24 protein-coding genes and 1 pseudogene are annotated in these 26,369 nt (G+C 63.2%); 9 read left to right on the forward strand and 16 right to left on the reverse strand.

The genetic code is table 11. The annotated features are described in order from the left end of the window. Window positions 1-1,093: 1,093 nt before the first annotated feature. Entirely contained in the window at window positions 1,094-4,615 is a 3,522-nt protein-coding gene (gene mobF, locus AC6EH9_RS19150) for a MobF family relaxase (protein ID WP_498425274.1), read from the forward strand. Between the two features lie 462 nt (window positions 4,616-5,077). On the opposite strand, the gene AC6EH9_RS19155 is transcribed toward mobF, so the two are convergent. After that, window positions 5,078-5,932 carry a PIN domain-containing protein gene (locus AC6EH9_RS19155; protein WP_498425275.1) on the reverse strand — a complete coding sequence of 285 codons (855 nt, stop codon included), beginning with the start codon at window positions 5,930-5,932 and terminating at the stop codon, window positions 5,078-5,080. A 433-nt stretch (window positions 5,933-6,365) separates the two neighbouring features. On the opposite strand from AC6EH9_RS19155, the pseudogene AC6EH9_RS19160 reads away from it, so the two are divergent. After that, window positions 6,366-6,476: pseudogene (locus AC6EH9_RS19160) on the forward strand (hypothetical protein); the annotation flags it as partial. Window positions 6,477-6,552: 76 nt separating this feature from the next. On the opposite strand, the gene AC6EH9_RS19165 reads toward AC6EH9_RS19160, so the two are convergent. The 11 genes from AC6EH9_RS19165 to AC6EH9_RS19215 form a co-directional block, all read right to left on the reverse strand. Continuing rightward, window positions 6,553-7,023, reverse strand: a complete 471-nt coding sequence (locus AC6EH9_RS19165; protein ID WP_498425276.1) for a hypothetical protein — start codon at window positions 7,021-7,023, stop codon at window positions 6,553-6,555. After that, entirely contained in the window at window positions 7,020-7,253 is a 234-nt protein-coding gene (locus AC6EH9_RS19170) for a hypothetical protein (RefSeq protein ID WP_489967009.1), read from the reverse strand. The genes AC6EH9_RS19165 and AC6EH9_RS19170 overlap by 4 nt, the downstream gene beginning before the upstream one ends. 262 nt (window positions 7,254-7,515) lie before the next feature. Beyond that, complete coding sequence (locus AC6EH9_RS19175; RefSeq protein WP_498425277.1) at window positions 7,516-7,959, reverse strand: hypothetical protein; 444 nt, start codon at window positions 7,957-7,959, stop codon at window positions 7,516-7,518. Window positions 7,960-7,963: 4 nt separating this feature from the next. Further along, on the reverse strand, window positions 7,964-8,311 hold the full coding sequence (locus tag AC6EH9_RS19180; RefSeq protein ID WP_104105342.1) for a hypothetical protein: 348 nt from the start codon (window positions 8,309-8,311) through the stop codon (window positions 7,964-7,966). Window position 8,312: 1 nt separating this feature from the next. Next, window positions 8,313-9,017 carry a hypothetical protein gene (locus AC6EH9_RS19185; protein ID WP_498425278.1) on the reverse strand — a complete coding sequence of 235 codons (705 nt, stop codon included), beginning with the start codon at window positions 9,015-9,017 and terminating at the stop codon, window positions 8,313-8,315. Then, on the reverse strand, window positions 9,014-10,021 hold the full coding sequence (locus AC6EH9_RS19190; RefSeq protein ID WP_498425279.1) for a DUF6881 domain-containing protein: 1,008 nt from the start codon (window positions 10,019-10,021) through the stop codon (window positions 9,014-9,016). The genes AC6EH9_RS19185 and AC6EH9_RS19190 overlap by 4 nt, the downstream gene beginning before the upstream one ends. Before the next feature lie 5 nt (window positions 10,022-10,026). Beyond that, entirely contained in the window at window positions 10,027-10,473 is a 447-nt protein-coding gene (locus AC6EH9_RS19195; RefSeq protein WP_498425280.1) for a hypothetical protein, read from the reverse strand. A 1-nt stretch (window position 10,474) separates the two neighbouring features. Then, window positions 10,475-11,170 carry a hypothetical protein gene (locus tag AC6EH9_RS19200; protein WP_498425281.1) on the reverse strand — a complete coding sequence of 232 codons (696 nt, stop codon included), beginning with the start codon at window positions 11,168-11,170 and terminating at the stop codon, window positions 10,475-10,477. After that, complete coding sequence (locus AC6EH9_RS19205) at window positions 11,170-11,481, reverse strand: hypothetical protein (protein WP_498425282.1); 312 nt, start codon at window positions 11,479-11,481, stop codon at window positions 11,170-11,172. Before AC6EH9_RS19205 ends, AC6EH9_RS19200 begins: the two co-directional genes overlap by 1 nt. Before the next feature lie 1,361 nt (window positions 11,482-12,842). Continuing rightward, window positions 12,843-14,105: a tyrosine-type recombinase/integrase gene (locus AC6EH9_RS19210; protein WP_498425283.1), complete on the reverse strand. Its 1,263-nt coding sequence runs from the start codon at window positions 14,103-14,105 to the stop codon at window positions 12,843-12,845. A 738-nt stretch (window positions 14,106-14,843) separates the two neighbouring features. Then, window positions 14,844-15,152 (reverse strand): hypothetical protein, encoded by a 309-nt coding sequence (locus AC6EH9_RS19215; RefSeq protein WP_498425284.1) that lies wholly within the window; start codon window positions 15,150-15,152, stop codon window positions 14,844-14,846. Window positions 15,153-15,191: 39 nt separating this feature from the next. Between AC6EH9_RS19215 and AC6EH9_RS19220 the strand changes: the two genes are divergently transcribed. Further along, window positions 15,192-15,473, forward strand: a complete 282-nt coding sequence (locus AC6EH9_RS19220; protein WP_498425285.1) for a hypothetical protein — start codon at window positions 15,192-15,194, stop codon at window positions 15,471-15,473. Window positions 15,474-15,485: 12 nt separating this feature from the next. On the opposite strand, the gene AC6EH9_RS19225 is transcribed toward AC6EH9_RS19220, so the two are convergent. From AC6EH9_RS19225 to AC6EH9_RS19240, 4 genes are read right to left on the reverse strand one after another with little or no spacing between them, the layout of a single operon-like run. After that, window positions 15,486-16,043 (reverse strand): DUF1643 domain-containing protein, encoded by a 558-nt coding sequence (locus tag AC6EH9_RS19225; protein ID WP_498425296.1) that lies wholly within the window; start codon window positions 16,041-16,043, stop codon window positions 15,486-15,488. A 1-nt stretch (window position 16,044) separates the two neighbouring features. Then, the gene (locus AC6EH9_RS19230) at window positions 16,045-17,394 is read right to left on the reverse strand and encodes a DNA methyltransferase (RefSeq protein ID WP_498425286.1); all 1,350 of its coding nucleotides are present in this window, start codon (window positions 17,392-17,394) and stop codon (window positions 16,045-16,047) included. A gap of 17 nt (window positions 17,395-17,411) precedes the next feature. Then, on the reverse strand, window positions 17,412-18,242 hold the full coding sequence (locus tag AC6EH9_RS19235) for a hypothetical protein (protein ID WP_498425287.1): 831 nt from the start codon (window positions 18,240-18,242) through the stop codon (window positions 17,412-17,414). Window positions 18,243-18,274: 32 nt separating this feature from the next. Next, a complete protein-coding gene (locus AC6EH9_RS19240; protein ID WP_498425289.1) occupies window positions 18,275-19,054 on the reverse strand; it encodes a ParB/RepB/Spo0J family partition protein in 780 nt (259 codons plus the stop codon). 384 nt (window positions 19,055-19,438) lie between these two features. Here AC6EH9_RS19240 and AC6EH9_RS19245 point away from each other — a divergent pair, with 384 nt between their 5' ends. The 6 genes from AC6EH9_RS19245 (at window position 19,439) to AC6EH9_RS19270 (ending at window position 26,238) form a co-directional block, all read left to right on the forward strand. After that, a complete protein-coding gene (locus AC6EH9_RS19245; RefSeq protein ID WP_498425290.1) occupies window positions 19,439-21,481 on the forward strand; it encodes a DEAD/DEAH box helicase family protein in 2,043 nt (680 codons plus the stop codon). A gap of 19 nt (window positions 21,482-21,500) precedes the next feature. Beyond that, a complete protein-coding gene (locus tag AC6EH9_RS19250; protein ID WP_498425291.1) occupies window positions 21,501-21,722 on the forward strand; it encodes a hypothetical protein in 222 nt (73 codons plus the stop codon). After that, entirely contained in the window at window positions 21,709-23,682 is a 1,974-nt protein-coding gene (locus AC6EH9_RS19255; protein ID WP_498425292.1) for an AAA family ATPase, read from the forward strand. Before AC6EH9_RS19250 ends, AC6EH9_RS19255 begins: the two co-directional genes overlap by 14 nt. A gap of 98 nt (window positions 23,683-23,780) precedes the next feature. Then, window positions 23,781-24,077, forward strand: coding sequence for a hypothetical protein (locus AC6EH9_RS19260; RefSeq protein WP_498425293.1), 297 nt, complete (start codon window positions 23,781-23,783; stop codon window positions 24,075-24,077). Between the two features lie 90 nt (window positions 24,078-24,167). Further along, the gene (locus AC6EH9_RS19265; protein WP_498425294.1) at window positions 24,168-25,211 is read left to right on the forward strand and encodes a sigma-70 family RNA polymerase sigma factor; all 1,044 of its coding nucleotides are present in this window, start codon (window positions 24,168-24,170) and stop codon (window positions 25,209-25,211) included. 484 nt (window positions 25,212-25,695) lie between these two features. Continuing rightward, window positions 25,696-26,238 carry a hypothetical protein gene (locus AC6EH9_RS19270; protein WP_498425295.1) on the forward strand — a complete coding sequence of 181 codons (543 nt, stop codon included), beginning with the start codon at window positions 25,696-25,698 and terminating at the stop codon, window positions 26,236-26,238. Window positions 26,239-26,369: the final 131 nt, after the last annotated feature.

Here is a 26,369-nt window from a genome sequence, read left to right on the forward strand (position 1 = left end):
GTGGGCCCTCATCAGGCGGCGTCCGGGGCGTTCCCGATTGGCTCGGCACCTCGACCCAGACCGTGCAATGCCCGGTTAGCGGATCGGTGACTTGGCAGGCGGGCTCGGCATGGGCCGCAACTTGAGCTCCCAGTGTCACGGCTGCGGCCACCAGGATTGTCGCGATAGACGAGGTCACGTGGCGGTACATGGCGCCTGATCAAGGTTTTCACTAGTCGCGACTCGCCAGCCTTCTGTGGGGCTCTTGGAGTACTGGTAGTTGGCGACGGTGTACCGGGTCCAGCCCCTGGTCGGGCGGGAGGCACTCACGACTGACCTGCCGCGCCGGTCTACGAGGTCGGCTTCGCGCACATCCCAGCAAACATCGATCGCCACTGTGGGGACCTTGCCGGCGGATGGGTCGGAGTTGTCGAGGTTGACAGACTCGACTCGAAGTTCAGCGATGCGAGTGGAACCCGCCTGCCGGAGCCCCTTGGCGCGCTCGCTGCTGATCAACCTTCGCTGAGCGACAAACTGTGAGCTCGTCGTGACCCTGTTGAGTGCACTCATCGAGGCAGTGGGTTGCTGGCGAAGGCGATCCACGACGGTGAAGTAGTCCCCCACCAAACTGCGAGCCGCCTCGGCGGCGCGGTGCGAGTCTGTCGACGGCTTGGTGTCAGACGGCGAGGCCGTAGAGCGAGGGCTCGTGGAAGAAGCGCTCGAGGGCGAGGGCCTGGCCACCGATTCCTGTGTGTTCCCAGCACAGCCGGCCAGTGCCGCCAGCAGCGTGGCTACCGCGGCTATCGCGATGAATGCTCGTGGGTTCGTCATGCCCGAGACCTGTTCTGTCCTGAGCCTGGTCGGCTCAAGCGATGGGTCAGAACGTCGCCTCGTTGACGAACCAAGACGTCGTCCGATTTCCATTACGGCACCAAGTCCTTGGACTGCGCAAGACTTCACCGCGTTCGCCACCCTTCTAGTTCCTCGATTCGCCTACATCAGGTACGCGCCTCCCTCCACCCGGTCCTACTCCTCTTTTGTTCTCACACGGTGTGCAGATCGAGGGGGCTGTGGAGGAACACGCGCACCTGACGCCTGTGGAACGGAGGCGGCCGTGACGGTCTCGATGCGCCGGATGTCCGCAGGTAGCGGATACCAGTACCTGCTGCGCAGCGTCGCGGCCGGTGATGGCCTGCGCGCGATGTCGACGCCCCTGACCCGCTACTACTCTGAGATCGGTACGCCGCCGGGCCGCTGGCTCGGGTCCGGCGTCGGAGCCTTCGGTTCCGGCCAGATCCGGTCGGGCATGCAGGTGACCGAGGACCAGCTCGCCCTGCTTGTTGGCATGGGCCGCGACCCCATCACAGCTGAACAACTCGGCCGGGCGTATCCGTCGTACAAGCGGCTCGCTGACCGGATCGAGGAGCGCGTCGCCGCGCTCGACCCGGAGATGACCCAGGGTGACTTCGCGGCCGAGATCACCCGGACCGAGGCCGAGGAGACCGCGGCCGGGATGCGACGAGCGGTCGCCGGATTCGACCTCACCTTCAGCGTCCCGAAGTCGGTCTCCGTGCTCTGGGGTGTGGCCGACGCCGCCACCCAGGAGCGGATCGTCGCCGCCCACCACGGGGCGGTCGCCGACGTGATCGACCTGTTTGAGCGAGGGGTGGCTGCCACCCGGGCAGGCATCTCCGACAGAGACGGCGCCGTGGCCCAGGTCGACGTGGCAGGCGTTGCGGCCGTTGCCTACGACCACTTCGATTCGCGGGCCGGCGATCCGCAGCTCCACACGCACGTCGTCATCGCCAACAAGGTCCTCACCGTCATGGACGGCCGCTGGCGCAGCCTCGACGGACGCCCGGCATTCGCCTCCCGAACCGGCCTGTCGGCGCACTACGACGCCCTGGTCGCGGATCGCCTGTCGCGTGACCTCGGCATCGAGTGGGAGTTACGGCAGCGGGGACCCGACCGGAACGCTCGATGGGAGATCGCTGGCGTGAGCGACGACCTGATCACCGAGTTCTCCAGTCGCACCCGCGAGATCGAGCTCAAGAAGGACGAGCTCATCGCTGAGTACGCCGCCCGCCACGGACGCACGCCCTCAGCGAAGACCATCGTCGTACTCCGAGCCCAGGCGACGCTTGCCACTCGCCCGCCGAAGGAGCTCCGATCGCTTGCAGACCTGACGGCCGAGTGGCGGCAGCGTGCCGCCGAGCGGATGGGGACCGAGCCGATGGCGTGGGCACAGGCGCTGACCGGCGGACAGGGCAAGGCCGTGACTGCGGAGGACGTGTCGTTGTCTGCGATCGCGGCGATCAGCGCCGACGTGGTCGCCGCCGTGGCAGTGAAACGGGCCGTGTGGACGCACTGGAACCTGATGGCCGAGGCGTCGAAGCAGACCATGGCACTGAGGTTCGCGACGACCGAGGACCGCGAGGCCGTCGTCGGTCTCATCGTCGATGCGGCGCAGTCGCGCTCCGTGATGTTGACGCCGCCGGAACTCGCGCTCAGCCCCGCCCGGTTCCAGCACGAGGACGGCACGAGCCGATTCCGACCGCGGCACGGTGAGAAGTACTCCTCGGCCGCGGTACTCGATGCCGAGGCGCGGCTGTTGGGTCGTGCCGAGAAGGTGACTGCACCGACGGCCGCGAGCGTTGCGAGGCGGGCGGCTGCGACCGGAAAGGTCCAGTTGAGCGCACAACAGAGCCGTGCGGTGGAGAGCATCTGCCAGTCGGGCCGCCAGGTGGACGTACTCGTAGGGCCGGCCGGGGCAGGCAAGACCACCACGATGCGAGCGCTGCGAGCAGCTTGGACGGCGGAGCGCGGGCGGGGGGGCGTGGTCGGTCTCGCGCCGTCCGCCGCGGCGTCCCAGGCGTTGGCCGATGACCTTGGCGTCGCGTGCGAGAACACGGCGAAGTGGCTTCACGAGCATGACCACGGCCGGACCGAACTCCGGCGCGGTCAGTTGGTGATCATCGACGAGGCGACCTTGGCTGACACCGTGACACTCGACCGGCTTACCGGGATCGCCGCAGGTGCGGGTGCCAAGGTGCTGCTCGTCGGCGACCCCCACCAGCTCCAGTCGGTCGACGCCGGTGGCGCCTTCGCACTCGTTGTCGAGCGACGTACGGACGCACCGGAACTGGTCGAGATCCATCGCTTCACCAATAATTGGGAGAAGCAGGCTTCGCTCGCGCTCAGCCGGGGCGACGTGCAGGTCATCTCGGCGTACGCCCGCCACAAGCGCATCCGCGAGGGCGTCACGGACGAGATGGTCGATGCCGCGTACGTCGCCTGGCGAGCGGACTGTGCCGCGGGCCGTGCCAGCATCCTCGTGACCGAGTCGGCTCGGGACGTTCGCGCTCTGAACGAGCGCGCACGGGCCGAACGGCTGCTCCTGGACGGCGCCGTCGACCAGCACGAGATCGACCTGGTCGACGGCGGCCGAGCCTCGGTCGGAGACAATGTCATCACGCGCCAGAACGACCGACGCATCCGCACACTGCGCGGTGGGTGGGTCAAGAACGGCGACCGCTGGCGGGTCACCGACATCCGGCGCGACGGAGCCGTTGTGGTCAAGCGCTTGGGACCGGGCCGTGGTGGGCGCACCGTGCTCCCGGCGGAGTACGTAGCGGACCACGTCGACCTCGGATACGCCGTAACCGCGCATCGTGCCCAGGGCATCACCGTCGACACGGCGCACGTTGTCGTGACCGCGTCGACGACGCGGGAAAACCTCTACGTGTCCATGACCCGCGGCCGCGACTCCAACATCGCGTACGTCGCCCTCGACCAGCCCGACGACAGCCATTCCACGCCCGAGGCGGACGACGTTACTGCGAGAACCGTGCTGTACGGCGTCCTCCAGCACAGCGGCGCAGACCTCTCGGCCACGCAGACGATCGAGGCCGAGTATGAGCTCCACGGTGGCATCGACCGCCTCGCCGCTGAACTCGAGACGATCGCGGCCGAGGCTCAGCACGATCGCTTCGCTGACCTGCTGAGCCGATCGGGGCTGACCGCAGAGGAGCACGCCGCGGTCGTGGAGTCGACGGCCTTCGGCCCGCTTACTGCGGCGCTTCGTCGCGCGGAGTCCTACCACCACGATCTGGAGCGACTGGTTCCGCGAGCCGTCGGCCGTCACGGTCTGGACGACGCCGACGATATCGCCGCCGTTCTCCGCTACCGCGTCGACAAGTTGGCCGCGGCTCCGCCGCGCGGTTGTGACCTCCGCCCACGCCTGATCGCCGGTCTGATCCCCGAGCCGCTCGGTGCGATGCCCGCTGAGGACCGCCAAGCGATCGACGAGCGCAAGGAACTGATCGAGGCGCGCGCCTGGGCACTGGCGCAGGACGCAGTCGAGAGCCACGAGCCATGGACTCGGCGACTCGGACCCCGCCCCGTCGGCGTGACTGGATGCGACGTCTGGCTCGACGAAGCGGCGACGGTCGCGGCATACCGCGATCACTACAAGATCACTTCCGACCTGCCGGTTGGTGGTGGAGCGAAGAACGACGCCCAGCGCTGGGAGCGTCAGCGTGCACTCGCCGCCCTGCGCGTGGCCGGATCGGCGGACTTGAGCGAGCGGCCGACGCCGTCACCCTCGATGGAACCCCGGGCCATCTCGGCTCCATAGGTGGGCGCGCGGCGTCGACTTCCACAGGGGTGTCCGGTGCAGTTCGGGTCCCGTCAGCCACCGGCGTATCGAGGAAGTCCAACCACCGGGAAGGACCCATGCTGATCCTGCTCGCGCTGACGGTCATCGTCGCCGTCGCGGCATGCACCGCTACCTCCAGTTCTACGCGCCCACGAACCTGCTGGCTCGCCGCGTGCGTGCGCAGGAGCCTCATTGGCGTACTGCTGCCGCGCTCAGTGCGCTCGCGGCGGCTCTGCTTGTGGCGATGCACATGCTGGCCGGGATCATCGCGAACGGTGCACCGGGGTGGCTCAACCTCGTCGTGCTCGTCTTGGCATGGGACGCAATCAAATGTGGCGGCGTAGCCCTCGCTACTGCACTTCGAACTCTGTGTGCGGTGCACACGCGGCGGCCTGGGACCGGGCTCTCACGCCCAGTGTGAGTTCTTACGACCGGACTTGGTCATCGGATGTCGAGCGATAGCTGGGCTGGGTCGAACTCCGGACGATAGATGGTGGCGCCAGGTCCGCGGCCGTCAGCTCTGCGCCAGGCGACCTCGTCGATACTGAAGCCAAACTCACCGCCGAAGAGGACTGCCGATTGCACAACCATCGCGACAGATCCAGCGACCTGCCACCCTCCGCCGACTCCGAGGCGCGACCCCTCCCAGTCACCTTCTGGCTGGACCTCACGATCGAAGACCGCGGTGAATCGCACCGTCTGGCCGATGTCGTATTCAACCAATGTGAGATCCGGCGGGACAGCAGCTTCGCTCACGGATTCAAAGTGGCCGTCCCATTCAACCTCGTCGATTTCCAGGGCATAGGGAGCTTGATCCAGCCCGAGGTCGGAGAGCTCGGGGGCCAGTTCGGATTGAAAGTCGGACTTCAGGTAGAAGCCGTAGAACTCGGCATCTCGACTGATCTTGAGAGCCTTTGGCAGGTTTTCAACCTGCCATGGAAGCTGTTCCAGTAGCCACGCGCCGAAGTCACGGACCAGCTCGACCTTGCCGCCGACCCGTTCAACGTCCTCCTGAAGGAGTTCAGCGAGGTTCCCCGCCGTATCACCGAAGACGCCATCTGCAGACACGAACGCCACATCGCATCCCTCGGCAGCCAGCGTCACGACATCCGACCAGATCAGGGCGTCCCGGTACCCAGTCCCCTTGGAGTTGAAGGGCGGGAGATGGTCCACCGCCCGCTCGACGAGCTTCTGGTGGGTCACTGTTGGCCAAGGAAGAACATTGAACGCGAGCCGCTGATCCCAACGCTCGGTGATGTAAGAGCGGTAGTCGAACGAGTCGCTGGTAGGCGCCACGGCACTCAACCCGAGGCGTCGCCTTTGCCCGTTGAGCTGAACGAAGCGATTCTTCTCGTCGCCGGTCGCGTTCGCCCAGAAGGTCGACGTCTACCGAGGCACCCGCTCGCGTGGTCTAGATGTCGATTTCGACCTCGACTACGACGAGATCTTCGGACCCGGTGCCGACGAGCTTGAGGAAGGCAAGGTCGACCAGCCCGAGCTTGAGGCCCTCCGTGAGGCCAAGAGCTCCCTGCCACCCCTCACCGATGAGGATCTGGAGGATCTCGACTGGCTCAGCGAATGGGGCCACCGCTTCGAGGGCCGACCCGACTCGCGGCTGGAAGCACTTCTCGCGTACATCGAGGGCACGCTCCGTTCGCACGGCGATTGGAACAACGAGCGCCTTGTCGTCTTCACCGAGTACGTCGACACCCTTCGGTGGCTCCGCGACATTCTGCGCCAGCAGGGTTATAAGGACGAACGCGTCGAGATCATCGAGGGCGGCACTGATGCCGAGACCCGCGAACTGATCCGTGCCCGATTCAACGAGGATCCCGTCAAGACGCCCGTGCGGATCCTTCTCGCCACTGACGCTGCCGGCGAGGGCATCGACCTCCAGCATCACTGCCACCGGCCGATCAACTTCGGTGGCCGTCCGACGCCACTCGGCCGAAGAGGTAGTCGTACTTGCCGGCATCGACAAGAGCACCTCCGCCCTTTGCGGCAACCTGCGATCGACCGCGCGAGGGAAGGTTCTCCCTATCGACCTGACCCAGCCTCCCGGTCGTGGGACCGCCGCCGGCGACCAGGACGAGCTGCGTGGGGTCGTCGTACGTGGTGTTCGCAAGGGGTGCCGCGTTGTGCGGGCGCGCCGAAGCGGCGCGCGATCCACTCGCCTCGGCGGCATGGCGACAGCGATGGCTGTAATGAGGAGGCGGCCCGAGGTCGGCGTGGCAGGTCACCTGCGTGCTACAGGTGGTCCAGAGCCCGTCGTGCGTGTGGACTGGCAGCACGGCGCGCCCGACGTCCGCACCTTCGGCTGCGTTGGGAGTCCCGCCGATCGATAGCGCGATCAGCAGCGCTACGAGTACGCGGACCAGGACGTTCATGAGATATCCAGCGACCTCAGCTGCCCGTTGTCGTCGAAGACGATTGTCACTGTGCCTTGAGCAGTGTCAGCCGTGATGACCTTTCCTGCCATCTCAGCGTCCACAGGGAGCGAGGCTGTCGGCTCATCGAAGCGAATCTCCAGGAAGAACTCGCCCGACCATGGCTGAGCATCGGCCTGGCCGGCCTCAGCGAGCCATCTCATGATGTCGCGGATGTGGACGGTTGCCATGGTTAGCCTCCCGGGCCGATCGGTACGAAGCGGCCACTCTCAAGTCCATTGGGCACTTGGTTAGGCCTCATGCGCCCCACCGAGATGATCTTGAACGCGTCCCGCGGCGTGGTGATGCGCAGGATGACGCCGTCAACCTCCTGGATGACGTTGATGTTGCCGGTGGCGCTGTCGAGCAAGTAGTTCGCGTTCGGATTGTGCGCGAGATCCTGGAGGTCGTCCGGCGTCAGCTTGCCCCGGAGCGCTCCCAGACGGGGATCGTTCAGCTGGCCCGAGTGTCGCCGACACCCGAGACTCGCGGATGGATGTCGAACGCTCGGCGTCCTGCGTTTGCGGCAACACGCAAGCGCTGACGCGACGAGAGAGCCACGTTGGCTCGCCGAACCTGCTCCCGGGTCGTAGCCCCAGGCAGTTCAGGCTGCACGAGCAGCGTGTGGATGGTGTAGCGCTTGCTCGCCGGGTCAACGGCCGATTCCTGGCCCGTCAACGCTCCTCGCGACCAGCGGTCGGCGGCGTAGGTGGTCGCCGGACCGCGCCTGTTGGTGTTGTACGTGATCAGTGCGGCGCCATGCGGAGCATCGTAGGCGAAGACCGAACCCTGCGAAGTCGGCGGAACGACGTCGGCGGATGCGGGCGACGTCAGTGCACCGAGCAGCACGAACCAGGCGAGGACCAGTTGCAGGACAGCGCCGCAGAGTCTGATCACGCCGTTACCCTCCAGCCCGTATCAGGGTGATGGCCACCAGATCGCCGTCAAGCGATAGCAGTCCAATCCCGACGGTCCTGCCCATAGCGACCGAGAACATCTCGACCGTGCGGTCCTCACGCAGTGCGGCTACGAACGGCGCGAGCCCCTCCGTTCGGGGCCCGAGCCCCGCCTCCGCGGCAGCCAGTCGCGTCTCGTACGTCGGAAGCAGCGTCGAGGCAGCAGCAGGCTCCACAGCGATCAGTTCGGCCGAGTCTGTGGCCTCCAGCAGGTCAGCGAGTTCTTGCGCGATGGTGTCGCTGCTCGACGCGAGGATCTGGCGGAGTTCGTCAGGTTCGAGGAATCTGGTCATGTCAGCAGATCAGAGCTCCGCACACCGGTCCTCGGATCAGGATTTCCTGCTCGTAGTAGACGTCTGGCGACCACTCAAACTTGTACGGGGAGCCACCACCTCGCGGTACGCGGAGGACTACGCCATCCTCGCCAGCGAACCGCCTCGCGATAGCCGGATCACGGGTCCAGGATGTGTAAGAGCTGTCGGTGGTGTTACCGAGGTTGTGCTGCTCGGGAGTGGCCGTGCCGTTCGGATTGCGCGGATTCACCCGGCCCTTCATTGCATCGTCGTAACCAGGGTGGTTGCGTCCTACACCGCGGTACGCCCACTTCTGACCCGTGTTTGCGGCGTTGTCAGATCGATGGTTGGAGGCAAGACCAAGCGTTAGACAGCTGGGTGGCCTCGACTCGGGCTGGCTACCGCCCATGGGCGACACAAGCGGTCCCTGGTGGTCATAGGTATACGCCAGGCGGGGTGTAGCGGCCCGCGGGCGCGCCAGGTGCCCGAGCCGCTGTAGTCCGTCGAGGTCGTAGATGGTGCGGTGGTCTCGTGCAGGCGGCCCGCGCTCGGTCGCCGTGCGCATGAGCGACTCAGTGTGGTGGTCGTCGTAGTACGTGTGGATGGCGATGGGCGCAGGATCGGCCAGTGCGCCGGCCGCACTCGGCGGCACAAACCAACCGAAGGCTGCGAGGACGAGGGTGAGCGCGAGGCGAAGCAAGGTCATGGCAGGTCGAACCACTTTTTGGCTTTGGCCCAGACGGCCTCGAACTCCTGCTTCGTGATCGCTCCACCTTCGAACTGGGGATCCTCATTGATCTCTACCAGGGGCGGGACGCGGTCCTCTCCGAGGACTGTTTTGCCGGTCTCGATGCTCGAGGAGGCAAGGTCCTGGTGCCCGTCGGCGTATTCATCGACCTTCCGGATCTCCCAACCGTCGTCGTCGATCTCGCTGTACAGGATGACAGGGAACTCCGGCGAGTCCTGGAGCCATCGAACGCGCTGATATCGCATCAGTTCATCCCACCACTGATCAGGCGGCGGGTGATATCGAGTGGGTCTCCTGACCGGTTGACGAAGACGCCGTCGCGTCCCTTGACGATGTTGAGGCCGGAAACATCGATCTCTACGTAATGGGTGAACTTCCGGCCTTGGAACGGGATACCTAGGAAGCACGCCGAGAGTTATGCGCAAGTTCTTCGTTCCTGGAGTGACGTCGGTCAGATACTGCCCGTCGCCGTAGCGAGCGTCCTTGGGACTGACGCTCTTCAGCGACGGGTTCAGGCGCCCGCTCTCAAGGATTCCTCGCTGGCCCGCCTCGTCCGTGTAGTGGAACAGCGTGGTCGGTCCCTTGTTTGCGGCAACCACCGCAACCGAATGCGACGAGAGGTCCCCACTCCGTACCTGAGCAGACCGGCTGGTCGTAGTGGTGGCGCCCGTTGCTTGTGCCACTTCGGCACTGCTGCTGTAGGTGGTCGTAGCTCCATGAGCGGCGACATCTGAGCGCTCGAAAGCGCCGTGCGACACGAGGTCGTCGGCCGCGGGGTGATGGGTGTAGCCGTAGCTGGTGGGCGGGCCTCGCTCGGACACGGTGTCGTCCTGCGGCGCGTCGCAGATCGGGCTGTCGTAGATGTGAACAGGAACCGGCTGCGGAGCAGCAAAGGCTTGGGCCGTCGCCGGTTGCAGCCAGCCCAATAGTGCGACGGCCAACGCCGCGAGCCACGACGCCACCCGTCTCATTCGACAGTCACGCCCACAACGAGATCATCGAAGTCCGGCTCACCCTCACCATCACTGCAGCGCAGGAGGAAGCGACCCGGCTCGACCTCCTCGACGCGCATTCCCGCGTTGCCGAGCCAGGCATGCGCCACGCCGTTGTGCTCCCAGGAGTTCCAGATCCGGAGCGAACGCGGACCCTTCCCCTTCCAGCGAACGTTAACTTCAACCTGACTCGGCGCAGTGTCGTACCACAGTGCGAAGTCAGTCGCTTCGACTCCGTCGATCTCAAGTTGTCCGCCACGGACCTTCAGGCGTACGCCCTGCCGGAAGGCGGAGCCGGCCGACCGGAACTCAAGCGATACTCGGCATACCGCGCTCGGAAGTTCGTACAGACTAAAGAGGGGCCCGTTCCAGTCGATCTGGCTTGTTTGCTGCGCGGTGAAGATTGCAGAAAGGTTGGTCATGTCAGTACCCCGGATGTCTGAAGGGATCGACCGCGGCGTGATCCTGCGGCCACCGAGGAATGACGGATGTCCCACCGTCACGGAATGGAATCGGTTCGTGGCTGAGGTCCATGGACTCCATTCCGCCCTTGTCGGGGTTGTATCGCTGCGGAGCGCGGCCCGTCCGCATTCGGGCGAGTTGATCGTCTGTCCACGAGCCGTACTTGGGGCTGGAGGCCTCGTTCTTCCAGAACCGTCCCCTCACCGTGGACCAAGCAGGATTGTTACCCGCGTTCGTCAGCGAGTAGATGTCATCGCCTGTGCTCCAGCCAAGCTTGGTTCCTGCGTTTGCGGCAACACGACTCCGCGTGAGGCCGACGCAGATGCTCCCCAGGTCCTCGGCCGACTTCGGGGTCGCAGCCCAACTGTCGATCTGCGCGAAGCGAGGTCGGTCGTTGTAGTCGTGGACCGGCCGAACGTCGGGGCGCGAGGCAATGCCGTACGACGAGTCGTCGACGTCGGGGGACAGAGGAAGCTGGTCGTAGGCGGACGAGGGCGGTCCGCGCTCGCTGACCGCGTGATCCGTCGCAGCCGGCAACTCCGGAGCGTGGTAGGTGTAACCGGTCCTCACCGCGTCCGGCAGGGGAATGGCTTCGGCGACCGACACGAGGCCGAGCCACGCAATGACGCTCGCTACAAGGACGCGCAGGAAAGCCATCAATCCCCCACGAACCTAAGCTCTGACGAGTTCGCGTCGAGGCCGCTCACACATAGCGCTGTGAGCTCCTCTGCGATCGCCACCACCGTCGAGCGTGACGTTGCCGTAGCGAGATGTCGTAGCTCCTCACCGAGAGGATCAAGCTGAGACTTTGTGAAGGTTGCGTCCCCAAAGGGGTCGATTTGCCACAGCAACGGAAACAACTCTCTGGTTGGATCCAGCGAGTCCAAAGTCGCTTCGACGTCATCCCACCAGTGCTCCGCACCGTCAATGAGCCCGTCGCTCGTCCAGAGTTCGATTCTGATAGCCACGGATCAGCCCTTCGGACTCGTGCCGGGGAACATGGTGACGACGGAGCCGTCGCCGCGTCTGATGACCGTGAAAACGTCTGTTGGAAGGCCCGTTGTCCGGTCAACGCCCACGCCACCTGGGTTACGGAGGACGTATCGGGTGTTGCCGTTCGCTTGCACGAAGCCGTCCATGCCCTTCGTCCCAGATAGTTGAGAGTGACAGTGTTGGAGCCCTCCGACGGAAACTCGATCTGCACGGCGGTAGCCCCCGGCGCGACGGTTCCGTGTTCTGTGAACCGCAGCTTGGTGTTGATGGGAACGAGGTCCCCGTCCTCGTCACGCCCGAACAATGGGGCGGTGGAGGACTCCTGCGTCAACGAGGCGCCGTCAGGGTTTGCGAAGGTTTTGGCGTACTCCTCACGCATCCCAACGATCTCTTCCGGCTCACCGCTCGCTCGCGCCTGGGCGAGGGCAAGCTCTTCCTGGGAGAGCACCGGCCCGACTGCCTCGGCGACCTCAACCTCAAGGCTGTCGACCACCACGAGCGTCGGGACGAGAGCCATCAGCCAGACACACGTCGCTCCCATGGTGCGCACACCCACGCGAGGCCCCGAACGCTGTTCCCGACTTGTCGAAGTGCCGAGAAGACCACTTGATCCTAGGTTTCGCGCGCGCCGAACCATGCCACCCTGCTTCTGGAGAAGGGCTGCTCGTTGCCGCACCCCTGTACGAGTACGTGCACGGTAAAGGGAATCGGGCATGCCGGAAGGCGGAACCGGCACAATCGCCCCCTCTGCGCCCCAACGCGGTCAACCGGTCTAGGCCTGGAGCATGACCAACCCCGGCGCCCACCAGGACGATCCGGAGTTCGGCTACCGGTTCTTGGCAGACGGGGCGACCCCCGGAGGAGAAGCGATTGCGGAGCGGACCGCGTGGGGGATGTGCTCGCAGTTAGGCCGGTGTTTGGTGTTCGGCAAGCCCAACAAGGGCAAGGCGAAGAAGCCCGGCCCCTTGGCCCACGATATGTGTGCCGTGATCCCGCAGCACGGGGTCATTCCGGCACGCCGCGAGCGCGACGCCCGTGGCGGTCGCAGTAAACAGGAGGGCGACTACACCCGAGATGGGAGCCAGCGTGGTGGGGTTGCCCTGGTTACAGCGGCTGGCGTTCTCGTCGACGCGGAGAATGAGATTCGAGCCGTGCCGCGTTTATGTCGCGTTTACGTGGGTGCATGGGGTCTATCCGGGGCACGTCGGATCAAACGAGCGAGCGATGCAGTCGCCGCAGCGTGGGCGTTTCCGCAGGTCAGCGCTCAACATGCCATAAATCGACAAGCGGTGACGGCTAGCAGATGCGATCGCACGTGGGGCAAGGGGTCGCATGTTCAAGTTGCAGCCTGACGTCCATCCCGAGTCCGCGCCAGATCCCGATCCGGGTTCCAGCCCCTGGCTTCGGCACGCTTTCGCGCAAGCTCGGCCAGTCGGCCGGAAGCGGCCTGCTGATATCGCATGGCAGCGGCACTAGTGGAATGACCGCCTAGTGCCATGAGTTCGGCGAGAGTTGCGCCGTGACGCGCGGCTTCCGTGAGGGCGCCGTGACGAAGGTCGTGGAAGCGGAGATCCTCGCGGCCCGCGAGGCGACGGGCCTCGTACCAACCCCAGCCTCTGGTGTCGGGCTTGCCACGACGCTTCTTGGAGACCTTGCCGTAGAAGGCGCTGGGGGAGAGGTGGCCACCGGTGGCTCCGGGGAACATCAGCCCTTGAAGCCCAGGCGCCGCGTGGAGCTTCTTGTGCTCGACGACGGCATCGAGGATGTCGGGTGGGATGGGGACGTCGCGGATCCCGGCCTCGCTCTTGGGCGCCTTCGCGACGACACCGGCTGACTTCGAGCGCACGACGCCGCGGCGGATGTGGATCACGGCGTTCTTCACGTCCACATCCATACGTCGCAGCTCGGCCAGCTCACCGAATCTCAGGGCACACCCGTCGGCCAGGAGGACCATCAGCCGGTGCTTTTCGGGCATGTTCTGGACGATGGTGATGATCTCATCCACCGTGGCGGGCCTGATCTTGCGCTTGCCACCGGACGAGCCGCCGCCAGAGATCCCGCACGGGTTGTAGGGGATCAGGGGAGTGCCGTTGTTCTTGGTGGGGTCGGCGGCGGTGCGCATGATCGCGCGCAGCAGCGAGTAGGCGTGAGCCTGATAGGTCGGCCGGTCGGCGGCCGCGGTGTCGTACCAGTCAGCGACGGCCTCGGGGGAGATGTCCCTGAGGAGCACATCGCCGAACGTCGGGATGATGAAGCGCTCCAGCAGGTCCTGGTAGTGGTCGCGGGTCCGGTCGGCGAGGGGTAGGCCCTTGACCTTCCGCGCTCTTAGCCACTGGGGCGCGTACTCAGCCAGAGTGACGGGCTTCGCGAACGCGCTCCTGAGGCGTACGGCTGGGGGAGTCCAGGTGCCGGCCGACAGCAGTCGGCGTTCGTCCACGAGCCAGGCCTCGGCGTCGCCCCTGGTGGTGAACGTGTGGGGCGCGTTGTGGCGCAGGCGTGTGCCGTTGTCGGTGACCCGGCCCTTGGGGTCGGCGTAGCGTGCCTGGTACCGGCCGCTCGGCAGCCGCATGATCTGGCCGAACTGTCGTCGGTCAACCATCTGCAGCGCCCCGTTTCGTAGTCCCTACGTAGTCCTCAGGGGGCGGTTCGTGGTCCTCGTAGTCCACGCTTGTCCAACCCCGAGATTCAGTAAAACCGCAGGTCAGAAGCGTAAATTGCTGGTTGCAGGGCGTGCAAGGGGGAGCGTGGTTTTCTGGTTCGAACCCAGTATCGCCCACAGCGTTTCTGCAGGTCAGAGGCTTGTTTTCTTGCCTTCGACCCCGACGAGGAACATACGAGGAACAAGGAACGTCCTGTTCTGACCGCTTCTGTCACGGCTCGGAGCCGAACGTAGGCCGACGGCGTCCGAGTCCTTTGCAAGCAGGGGGTTAGGGGTCCGAGGCCCCTAGGCTCTGCCCAAAATGGTCTCGGTCGAACCCCGACCACCAAATGATCATTCAACTCGCCCCGTACCTCTGGTGCGGGGCGTTTGTGTTCCCAAGGAAGCTGTCCCCGGGGCCGTTCACGTCGCGTGGGCCGCGAACTGGGTGCCGCAGGGCCCGAGATCTGCCCGTGTGGCCTCAGGTCACCCCGAGAGTGAACGTGTGCGCGTGGCGCCGGCTCTGGATCCCGGCGTCGCCAAGGGGGTCGGGGGTTGGACTGACCTGGGAGATCGAGGCAAGCTCGCGCTGGACGTCTTCCGGTAGGTCCTCCGACAGGAGTCTCTGGATAGTTGCCGTGAGATCGCTGCCGACAATCTCGTCGTAGAGAAACCAGATCGGGCTGAAGTGCGACTGGTTCAAGTCTCGCCGCGACTGGTCGTTGCAGCCATGTAGAAGGTGTGGCCGTTCTCCAGCAAGTTGAACACGTGAGACAGCGACTGGAGGATCCGGCCGCGAGAGAGGTCACCCGCCTTCATCGCCGCGCCCAGCTCGGCGCGCTCAGCCGCGATGCTGGCGCGCTCCCGCTTAAGGTCCGCCAGTTCGAGAGCGTCTGAGAGGTGAGCTGCGATGAGCTTCTTCGATGCGCCCTCCAGTTCGACAAGCCGACGCTCGGCGGCTACACGCATCTCTTCCTGGTATGGGAGGAGCTTGTCGATGAACGGCATGATGACCGCGCGGATACGATGAGGTTAGGTGGGTTTGATGTGGTGATTGACGAGGGAAAGTACGGCTATCTTACCAAGAAGAAGGCAGGGATCCTTGAGATTGCCGGACTCGACGACCACAGTCGCGAGGAACTCGCATCTGCGGTTCGAGCGGAGCTTGCGCGTGACTACATTTACCGTTTGCAAGCAAATGTCGACGGCACCGTGCAGTTCAGTATTGCCCTAGAGCGTCCGGGCCCGTCATCGCACCCGATCAGACTTGTCGTTGGCCTTAAGTATTTCGCGGAAAGTCAAACTCTCAAACTCGTCACAATTACGTAGAGAAGATTTCGGTCAATCAATTGGCGGACCGCACTCGCCGATTGCCGAACTTCGGTACGTTTCGCGGACGACTCGGATCGGGCAGGGTACGAGAACCTGTCTAATCCTCTCCTCGAAACTCCCACCCGCAGTCCGCCCGTACTTGTTCGCAACGTATTGATGCCACCTCGAAGGATGTCGGGGTTCCCCGCCAACCATCCAAATAGTTTGAAGGCCAAGCGCAGCCGCACGCCCGTACAGCCAGTAAACCTGAGCATCTAGCTTCGTCCGAGCGTGTCCCGAGATGCCTGCGACACCCCATCCGGCGAGTAGTACGTCGGCACGAATCAATGCGGTCTGCAAAGCCTCACGCGCTGACGCCCACTCGTCACCGCGGAGCGCGTTCAGTTCGAGTACTGTCGGTGTAGCGACAGAACAGAGGTTTACGATCTCTACCTCGTCGCAATCTAGGACGGTTGCCACTCGACCAACAGCATTGCGGGTGCGCGCTCCCGACGTGGTGGCTGGCGGATTCAGCAGGACTGCAACGAGCCTCCGCGACCCCAGGCCTGGTCTGACCGAGGTGCTCAGATCACATCTCCGAAGTCAAACGAATCGAACGGACGCGATCATGAGCTGCGTCGGGACCGCCGTCCTTCCAGGGCTCGTCCCAGTCAATGTCGATTCGGTCCAGCTCCGGCTTGCCGTCAGCGTGAGCAAGGACGAGAGCGCAGTCGCGATTCGTCGCTTCTCCCTTGGTGTCACCCCAAATACGGCTGACCTTGCTGCGTGCAGGCAGGTCGTCCTCGACGAGCTCGATCAGCCGCAAACCGGTACGTGACTCGATGTCGGCCCACATCTTTGCCGCAAGCGGAAGCGGGTCGTCCTTGCCTGAATCCTTGACGTCACCGATTACGAGGACAGCCACGCCGTCCTTCTTCAGGACTCGTTGAATGCCCAAGGTTGTGCGCAACATGAAGTCGCAGTAGGACGAGTACGTGTGGCGGTGGTCGAGTACGGCGTTCAGCTTCTTACGGCCGGCACCCTGCTCGCGTCCAACCTCGTCAATGCCCAGCAACCAAAGACGAATCCAGTTCGACTGACCGTAGTTCACTACCTGGAGGTACGGCGGGGAGGTAACGACCAGGTCAACTGACCCCTGCGCAATGGTCTCGCCCGACAACAGGGATGCGGCGTCGAGGTGATAGGCCTGGCCTGCCTCGCCAGGGCTCTCATCGAGGTACAGACGGGCGAGCTTGTCGCGCAGTCGAGCGAAGACGTCCTGGTCCGGCTTCTCTAGCCCGTTCTCACGGATGTACTTCTCGACATAGGTTGGCGACATACTGAAGGTGTTCGGCATGCTGATGCTGAGGTACTGGCTGGTGCCGTTTCGCCGCCACCCACCGTGCATGATCCCGGCTAGCGCGCCCGCCACCATGAACTGGTTGCGCGACCATGCCTCCAAATCTTTGATAGGGAGTCGATCGCGAATGAAGCAGAGTTGCACCAACGTGTTGTCGTGGTAGAGCATCCGGATGTCGGATGAGACATCCGGAACGCCGTGCTTCGTGCTCTTGAAGTCTCGCTCGAGCTCGTCTACGAAGTCGTTGACCTCTTCCCACCCTGGCGGATCCACCTTCGATCGTGACAGCACGTAGGCAAGCGGATTGAGGTCGTTGCAAATTGCAATGCGACCCTCGACGCGCGCTTGGAGCGCCGTAGTGCCACGACCACTAAACGGATCAAGCACTACGTCGCCGGGAAGCGAATAACGCTGAATGAAGTGGTGCGCAACCTTGGCCGGGAACATGCCGTGGTACGAGCACATCGTGTGCATCGAATGGCCCCAGCGCGAACTGATGCTGTGCCACAGGTCGCCCGACGACGTCGTGCCTCCATCGACTGAGCCACGCTCAGGCGTGTCGAAGAATGCGTCGTCCAACCAGTCCACTTGAGCCGTCACTTCAGGTACTCCTGTAGCGACCTCGCCGCGGACACCAAGACCGGCTGGTGCGACTGCTCGCTCACCATCTTCAAGTGGTTCCGTGCGGCTTGAATGCCGTGGAGCTTCGATCGGCCATCTGCGCGTCGGAGGCCCAAGTCCCGCTTAATCGCACGTACGTCCTCGCCGACGCGGAAGCACTCTGGGGGTAACGCGGCGGTGACCATCTCGATGTACTTCAGCGGATACCGCTCTGTCCCGCCGAGCCGTGCCGCATCAGCGGCCGACGTCATCCACTCGTCTGGATCGTCCCCCTTCGCAAACTGCTCCTGAAGGACACGGTTGAGCCCCTGTTCGGTCAGCCGCAGCCAGGCGTACGGATTCGACGCAGGAAACACACCGACGTCCATCAGCTCAACGATGCGCGCGAACTGTCCGCCGCGCTCCATCAAGCGCCCTAGACCCGTGTAGTTGCGGAGAGTTGCCGGCGAAACACCGATGTACCGCGCAATGTCGACCTTCAAAACGTTCTCTGACTTGTGTAGGTGTTCCACCAGAGTCGCCAGCTGGCTCGGCAGCAGGTCCTGATAGATGTCCGACTGGTAGCGGATCTCGTACCGCTGCTCGTATGCCAGAAGATACGCCGACACGACACTGAAGCGAGACGGGTCCTGTTCTCTGATCGATCGGACCGCTCGGAGCCGGAGAGCACCATCGATGACCAGGTAGCCCCCATCGGGGTTGACCGCCACCTTGAGCGGCTCAGCCAATCCGATCTCGTCGATCGAGGACCGAAGTCGATCCTCGAACGATTTGGCGCTTCCCGACCGGGCGAGTTCCGGGATCACCGTCAGATCGTCCGGACTGACCTGCACAAGTTTCACTGCGCTACCACCGCGTAAGAGCGTCCCTGCTTCTTGATCGCCGTCGGGAACTGCGCGGCGAGGCGCTGCAGGCGCTGCTTCGGCGTGCCTTGTGGAAGTCCATCCAAGGCGCCGCACGCCCAGTTGAGGAGAACCAGTCGCTCAGCACGCGTCTCGTCCCCGAGTCCAACCAGTTGCTGCCACCCAAGCGCGACGAAGAGTGCCTCGAGCTCCTTCGTCGTGATGGCAGAGCCTGAGATGATGTCGAGCACACCGGGTCGTTCGGCGGGGGCAACGTGGCGAGCAATAACCGCGTGCATCGTCAGACTGACTTCGCCAGATTGGAGCGCCTCGACCTCATGGGATGTTGCGCCATCTAGCTGCGCCAGAAGTCGTCGAACGGTTGAGGACGAAACGCCGAAGCGGCCTGCGATGTCAGCGGTCTCCTCACCGTCCTGACGGGCGCGTGCAATCAGGAGGGCCCGATCGACCGGCCGCATCTTAAGTCGTGCGACGTTTTCAACCAGAAACTGCTGGACCTTTTCAGTCTCTGCATACTCATCATCAACGACGACGGCAGGGACAGTCTGAATGCCCAGGAGCCGACAGGCCAGAGTTCGACCCTGACCCTTGATCAGGAGGTACTCGCCGCTGCCATCGGGGGCAGGACGTACCGTGATCGGCGTCAGTACACCGAACTGCTGAATGGAACGCTGCAGCTCTCGGTGCCCATCTCGATCACGCTTGCGCCCAAGTCCGTCTTCGGGCCTGATCCGTTCGACCGGCACCTCCCTCATCGGGAACGTGCGGCGATCGTCGGCCGTCGGGACCACCACAGTTGGCCATGAGGGCCCGTCGTTCTGTCTCGCTGTCACGCCCGGAACCCCTCCCAACTACATCCCCACGATTGTGCCAGCCCGCGCCTTCAAGCACGGCATTGGACCGCCGCAGAACCGTCGTGTCGCGACCGACAGGCCAGACGTTTGAAGGGTCCTGGTTGGCCGCTCGTCAGATTGGGACTCTAGAAGGGACTGCCGACAGCCCGGGCAGCCCAGCGTTGCGATGACCACCGAGTAGCTCCTCAGCGCCAGCGGGCGATGTGTCGTGATGTCAGATGTCACGCATGAAAATCACCTAGGCTCTCGGCCTACACGGCAAGGGTTCCTCGCGAAGGGTTGGCCATGAACGCAGGGCTACCGAGTCTGCGCAGCACCCCGTTCCAAGAGAACTACTCAAGCAGTGGCAGCTCATTGTTGAACGAGTTCTACATCCCTGCGCTGGCGAACGCCACGACCTACGACCGTGCGACGGGGTACTTCTCCTCCGCGATCCTGGCACTTGCTCCCGTCGCGTTTGGCGACTTTGCAGCTCGGGGCGGACGGATGCGCATGCTGTGCTCCCCACATCTGAGTGAGGCCGATGCAGACGCCATCGTCCGCGTTGCGGAGGATCAACAACCTGCTCCGCTTGATGTCGCTGCCACGTCGTTGGCAGCGCTCACCCACGGAACGCACCTAGAGACACGTGCAGTTGCGGCGCTTCGAGCACTGATCGACGCGGACGTGCTCGAGATTCGGTTCGTGACCTCCGGCCGGTCCGGACTGTTCCACGACAAGATCGGCGTCTTCGGCGACGGCAGCGGTGACAGAGTCTCGTTCATTGGTAGCGCGAACGAGACCGCTGCCGCGTGGTCTGGCTTCGCCAATCACGAGCAGATCGAGACGTTCCGTAGTTGGGCGGGCGACACGGACGAACGGCGCTGTACGCGTCACGAAGATCAGTTTGATGAGACCTGGGAAGGACTGCGCCGCGGACTGGTCGTCACAAACTCCGCCGACGCCGCAGCCGTCATTCGGCGAGTGGTGCCAGCGGAGCCAGTTGAAGACATCATCATCTCGCTACGCCAGGCGGTCGAGCGCGCAGAGCTACTACCGGACGCGATCCCGCTTCGGGATTATCAGTCAGAAGCTCTCGACTCGTGGGTCGCCGCCGGTCACCACGGCGTAGTCGCATTCGCCACGGGTGGCGGCAAGACCAGGACTGCCCTCGAAGCGATACGGCGATGGACGGCCTCAGGTAGACCAGCACTCGTGCTCGTGCCATCAGAACTCCTCCACAAGCAGTGGAGGGCCGAGATCACAGCACTGATCGGCAGCGCACCAGTGCTGTTGGCCGGAGCCGGCTATTCGCGCGACGGGTGGAGCCGACGCCTTGGTGACTACAGCCGGGACGACACGACGCTCGGACAGCGGATCATTCTGGCCACCTATCAAACGGCTTCGACTGAGCGCTTCCTTGACCTGCTTCACGGTGGCGAGCATCTGTTAGTAGTTGCGGATGAGGTCCATCGTGTCGGAGCGCCGGACACACGGCGCATCCTGGAGACAGTCGAGGCCGGAGGCCGTCTGGGCTTGAGCGCCACGGCGGAACGGTACGGCGACCCTATGGGCACTGCGGCTATTCAGACGTTCTTTGGCGAGGTCCTGCAGCCGGAGTTCACACTCCGTGACGCCCTGGATGCTCAGGTCCTGGTGCCATACGAGTACTACTTCGAAACCTGCACTCTTGCCGAAGACGAAGAGGAACGTTGGGACAGGCTCACGACGCAGGTCTCGCGCGAGATGGCGCGCAACAATGGCGAGGCGACCGAGTACGCGTTGCACCTTCTTCGCCAGCGTGCGCGGATCTCGAAGCGTGCGGCGGCGAAAGCCCCGATTGCGCGTACCGTCGTGGCCAGGGAGTACTCCCCTGGAGACCGTTGGCTCGTATATTGCAGCGACGTCGACCACCTGCGCGATGTACGCAGTGAGTTGGAAGGACTTGGTCCCGACCTTCTTGAGTACCACTCTCAGGACGGTGGAGACCATGAGACGACGATCGACTTCTTCACCAACCGAGGCGGCATCATGTTGGCGATCAAGTGCCTTGACGAGGGCGTCGACATCCCGATGATCAACCGCGCTCTGATCCTCGCCTCATCGACCAACCCACGCGAGTACATCCAGCGACGCGGTCGAGTGCTACGTCGAACGCCAGGAAAGTTCAGCTCACGCATCCTGGACGTCATCGTCGTAGGCAGTGATGGCTTCGCGATCACGCCAAGCGAGGTGGTTCGTGCGATGGAGTTTGCAGGCGACTCAAGAAATGTCGGTGCGCAAATCTACCTTGAGGGCTTGCTACCCGTGACGGCCGATCAGCCGCTCCCGGATGTCGAAGAGGACTAGGACAGGAGACCGAAGACCCATGAAACTCTCGCCTCGACAGGAGGCGCTGAACGCGATCCTGCAGGAGCGCGCGGAACAGGCCGACGCGACCATCGACGCCCACGTGTGGGACCAACTGGTCACGATCGCCTGGGAGAGCCGAACGCACGGCGGAGACCGGCGCGAAATTCAGCGCACGATCCGCCAGGTTCTACTCGATGCCGCCAGGAACCGTGAGGATGCAAACAATGCAACTACTTGAGCTCACTCTTAAGAACTGGGGTCCGTTCTACGGTGACCACGCCATTGAACTTGCGGTTGACTCCTCCGCTCCTGTTGTTCTGTTTCACGGCGAGAACGGGCGCGGCAAGACAAGTCTCCTGCGAGCGATCACGTGGGCGCTATACGGCAAACTGAAGGAGAAGGACGGCAGGACACCTCTGCCGACTGGCAAGTTGGTCAACCTCGACGCACTCGCAGGGGGTGAGGCGCCATTCGGTGTCAGCCTAAAGTTCAGCCATAGCGGCGCGGAGTACACACTCCACCGTTCGGGCATTGGAACTAGCGACGGAACCGACGTCGCAGAGATTAGTGACTTACGCACCGATCTACTCCCAACAGGCGGATTGCCGTTTCCCGCATCCAACATTCCAGACATCGTTGACGGTATTCTGAGCCATGACATCTCAGACTTCTTTCTGTTCGACGGCGAGATGTTGAATCGATTCGAAGAACGATTGCGGGAAGAGCGCTCGTCATCGCAAGGATTCGTGCGAACCCAAGTCGAAAAGGCTCTAGGTCTTCCCTTCATGCGGAGCATGGGATCGGATCTTGACGTTATCCAGGATTCGATTGCCACGAGCATGGAGCAGATGCTTCGCAAGACTAAGAAGCACGACGCCCTTAGTGAGAAGTACCGCTCTAAGAAGGACGAGCTAGCCAGTAAGGAGCGCGACCTCAAGGAGCTCCGCGCCCGTGACGACGAGCTAGCCGCTCAGATCGAAGAACTTGAAGCACAACTTTCGAAAGTAGATGAGATTAAGGAACTCTACTACGAGCGCAAAAGCCTGGAGAAGGAGTGCGAGGCAGCGAAGGACACCATTGCTGACTATCGAGATGCGTTGGGGAGTCTCGCAGAGGCGAATTGGTGGCTGCCAGCAGCCAACTCGCTGATCCATGACTTCGGGCAGGCGGAGGGTGCGATCGTTGCCGCCGAGGACGCCGATCGCGAGCGCTTCAAGATTCGGTATCGGATCGGGCAGATCGAGCAGCAACTGGGAAGTGGAGTATGCCCGGCATGTCAGCAGCCGGTGGCGACGCACAATGAGGCTGACCTACGTGCGGACATCGCCAAACTTCAGGACGAACTAGCTGCGGTTCCCGCGGTCAGTGTGGAGGAAGCTCGCCTCAAGCGAGACCGCTTGCGCCGGTTCAGCACGGCCGCCAGCACACTGCAACGCGTTCATGAGCAGGAACAGGACCTTCGCCGTGAGCGACTCAGGGACGACAAGCGGCAGCAGAAAATCCGCCAGATCAGTGAGCAGATCAGTAGCAACACCGTCGACATTGAGAGCCTTGACCGGAACCTGATCGCCCAGAAGACAACACGTTTGAGGATCAGCTCTCTGGTCGCCGCCCTTGAAATTGATCGGGGCAAACTGCGATCCGAGGTGGCATCGCTCGGCAACCAGATTGCCGCGCAGCCGGAGGTAGATGAGAACGAACGGCGACTTCAGCTGACGGTGAAAGAAGCAACGGAGATAGTTGCACGCTCATACGATCGATTCCGGGGAGCCATGCGTGCGCAGGTGGAGACGGCTACGTCGGACCTCTTCCGTCGACTGGCCACGGAGCAAGAGTACTCGGGTGTCGCGATCAGCGAGGACTACCTCCTGAGTGTGCTGGACCAAGAGGATCGCCCTCTGGCTCTCATCTCGTCAGGTGAGAACCAGATCCTTACGATGGCGTTCATCGGCGCATTGGCAGAATGCTCTGCGGAGGAAGCCCCGATGGTCATGGACACGCCCTTTGGCCGCCTCGATGTTGGACACCGAGAAAGTATCCTGCGCTGGGTCAGCACGTTCGACACGCAGGTGATTCTCTTTGTTCAGTCGGGTGAATACACGGCCGAACATCACGCGCATATGCTCGGCGGTAAAATCGGACGTGAGTACGGCATCGAACGGCTGTCGCCAGTACGTTCAGAAGTGAGGGTAAAGTGACGACCAATCCAAATTCAGACTCGGACGAGTCAGCGTCAAACGCGGACAAGGTCACATTCGGGCCATCGACAGTCAATCGCGACGTCTTAGAATTGCTGGTGACCCTTGGGCACTTTAAAACGTCGCTAGGAGCATTTCAAGCCGCGGCGATGTTGGCGATTCAGAAAGACTTCGACCTGTCCGCAGCGCCAGCCTCAGCTGGAACCATGTGGAACCGCGGCTCCGTTAATCCGCAGGTGCGCGAGTTCTTGTCGTGGTACATGTCGACGGACACCCCGATCCGTGTCCTTGAACAGCTAGGCAACGTTGGAACTGAGTACATTGCGCAAAAGGTAACCGCCGGTGGCTACAACCTTACTGAAATTTTTGAACTGCCGCGGCCGGACGCGGAGTGAGTCGCTGAAATACCCGGTCTGTTTCGCGAGCGCTACGTCTGATTATGACGGCGTATCTGCTAAGAGATCTTCCGTGAAGGCGCCTAACTAATGGAAGACCGACAGTCGGAGGTCGCGACCAAACTCGACTTAGACGCGTTTCTCGCGAATATTGAGGAGCGAAATCCCACTGCAGCAGAGATATCTGTGGTCAGCGAGGTTGATCAGATTCTGGGAAGGCGACCCAGAAAGTGCGTTGCGAAGCCTGAAGTCACAACGCGGACTCGACGCCGTAGCGCTTCAACCGCATTTGCCTGGTATCAGTCTATTTCCGAAAATATCCCTCCTGTTCTCGATCCAATCCGAACGGTGGAAGCTGCCAAATGGGTTGAGGCGGGAGTTCTTGCCGAGGAGCGTCTAAAGTCTGCCGAGACGATCCCACAGCACGTACGAGACGCCTTAGGCCAGGTCGAACGGATCGGCCGCGACGAGTTCGAGCTACTCATTTTGTCGAATCTTCGCCTGGTGTTTCACTGGTCTAAGGGGACTGCAACGTCGATTGGCGAGGATTGGGTGCAAGACGCCTTTCAAGCGGGCTACAACGGGCTAATTCGGGGGCTCCAGGGGTGGGACCATGAGATGGGCTACAAACTCAGCACGTTCGTCTCGTGGCACGTCCGACAAGCAATTCAGCGATGGCGCATGAACGAAGTCGGTGTTATCCGAGTTCCAGCCCACGTCTGGGAGCAACTAGACAAGGAAGATGAGGGCGAGTTATCGGAGGAAATAAGAAGAGCTGCAGCCCGCGCCCAAAACGTTGTCTCGTACGAGGACGTTTGCGCAGCGGGTGATGACTATGTTCGAGTCGAGTACGGTTTTGATTCAAAGTGGGACGGACTGCTCGATGAGATCGACGTCAAGGTTGCTCGTAAGGCGCTAGTAGGCGCGCTCCTGGATCAGCTCTCTGACAGAGAAGCCAAGATCATGCGCCTCCGATACGCCCTAGACGGCGCTTGCGACGAGCCCCTAACTCTAGAACTGATTGGTCAGACCATTGGCGTCACTCGTGAGCGCATTAGACAGATCGAATCTAAAGCAATGGGTAGAATGAAAGAATGGACTAGTCACCTTGATCGTGACGACTACCTCACCTGACATCCGAATGGGAGAGCTATTTATCGCGGTCACTCTTTGGTAAAAGCGTATGGTTGGTTTTGGGTTCGCAAGTTATAACCAGCCCTTATGACAGCAGTTCTGACAACCCAGCGGGAGACGCCGACTTTGGCCGTAACGTCGGGCAGGCTTTGTCCACCAAGGTACAGACGAACGGGCTCAGCTTCACTGCATGCGAGACCCTCCGGTACGGCTCAGGCCTTGAGCGATCGGAAGGGGCTGACAGGGTGGCACCGGTGTTGACGTTCTGCCGGGTCAGGGCCACCAGGGAGCTCCAGAAGCGCCAGGTCAGGAGGTCTAACGCTTCTCGCATTCAGGGGCCGCTGGGGTTCCTTCCACTGCGACAGCCCGGAGACCGCCTGGCTCCGACGGAACTCGCGCTACCTGCTCGCGTCCTTCGGCGTGGTGACGATGGCGGCCTTCACCCTGGTCGTCGGAGTCCTCGTCAACCTGTTCCTGCGGCAGCGTGCTGCTGCTGGCGACCACCTGGTTGGCCTGGTTCTACTCCGCCTCCGGTGGGATTCAGGGCTGGGCCACGGCGTCGGCAGTCGCGGCCCGGTACGACGGTGACTGGTCCGTCCTCGGGTGCTCGTGGGTCCTTCTCGCAGCGGTGTTAGTAGCCTGGGTGGTCGTCAACGGCGTCGACCGACTCGGCCGGGTGTGGCACTTCCGGGGCTTCCGGGAGTTCGTGCCCGTGGCGTTCTGGATCGGCGTGGTGCTGGTGACGGTCACCCATGTCGTCCCCTGGCTGATGGTGGCGGGACACAACTACGCCTCGGAGCACGACTCCCTCGTCGCCAACCTGCTCGCCGTCATCGGGCTGGTCGACAAGGCACCGACCCCCGTGGTGGGGATGTCGGCGTCCGTGGCCTCGGTGGTCGTGGCGGTGGTGGCCGTCGTGCGCGCGGCGTCCGGAGCCGCCTCCGCGGTCGAGGCGATGCCCCGCAGTCTGCGCAGATCGTCACGGTGCTGCAGCAGCGACTGCTGCCGTGGCTCGCGCTGGTCCTGATCGTCCTGCTCTCCGGGGTCGTGGCTCTCCGGTGGATGTCCGCCCTGGTCGACTCGGGACTGCTGCACGATCGGGTGACAGGTTGGGTCACGCAGCCTGAGTGGCTGGCGTGGTCATGATGGTCTCGAACT

Source organism: Nocardioides sp. Z21_20 (assembly GCF_059766585.1).

What these genes read in the sequence shown, in the direction of transcription:
- AC6EH9_RS19165 (WP_498425276.1), bottom strand. Translation starts at nt 7,023, where the DNA reads ATGAACGTCCTGGTCCGCGTACTCGTAGCGCTGCTGATCGCGCTATCG.
- AC6EH9_RS19180 (WP_104105342.1), bottom strand. Translation starts at nt 8,311, where the DNA reads ATGACCAGATTCCTCGAACCTGACGAACTCCGCCAGATCCTCGCGTCG.
- AC6EH9_RS19215 (WP_498425284.1), bottom strand. Translation starts at nt 15,152, where the DNA reads ATGCCGTTCATCGACAAGCTCCTCCCATACCAGGAAGAGATGCGTGTA.
- AC6EH9_RS19240 (WP_498425289.1), bottom strand. Translation starts at nt 19,054, where the DNA reads ATGAGGGAGGTGCCGGTCGAACGGATCAGGCCCGAAGACGGACTTGGG.
- AC6EH9_RS19200 (WP_498425281.1), bottom strand. Translation starts at nt 11,170, where the DNA reads ATGGCTTTCCTGCGCGTCCTTGTAGCGAGCGTCATTGCGTGGCTCGGC.
- AC6EH9_RS19170 (WP_489967009.1), bottom strand. Translation starts at nt 7,253, where the DNA reads ATGGCAACCGTCCACATCCGCGACATCATGAGATGGCTCGCTGAGGCC.
- AC6EH9_RS19210 (WP_498425283.1), bottom strand. Translation starts at nt 14,105, where the DNA reads ATGGTTGACCGACGACAGTTCGGCCAGATCATGCGGCTGCCGAGCGGC.
- AC6EH9_RS19185 (WP_498425278.1), bottom strand. Translation starts at nt 9,017, where the DNA reads ATGACCTTGCTTCGCCTCGCGCTCACCCTCGTCCTCGCAGCCTTCGGT.
- AC6EH9_RS19250 (WP_498425291.1), top strand. Translation starts at nt 21,501, where the DNA reads ATGAAACTCTCGCCTCGACAGGAGGCGCTGAACGCGATCCTGCAGGAG.
- AC6EH9_RS19195 (WP_498425280.1), bottom strand. Translation starts at nt 10,473, where the DNA reads ATGACCAACCTTTCTGCAATCTTCACCGCGCAGCAAACAAGCCAGATC.
- AC6EH9_RS19245 (WP_498425290.1), top strand. Translation starts at nt 19,439, where the DNA reads ATGAACGCAGGGCTACCGAGTCTGCGCAGCACCCCGTTCCAAGAGAAC.
- AC6EH9_RS19255 (WP_498425292.1), top strand. Translation starts at nt 21,709, where the DNA reads ATGCAACTACTTGAGCTCACTCTTAAGAACTGGGGTCCGTTCTACGGT.
- AC6EH9_RS19265 (WP_498425294.1), top strand. Translation starts at nt 24,168, where the DNA reads ATGGAAGACCGACAGTCGGAGGTCGCGACCAAACTCGACTTAGACGCG.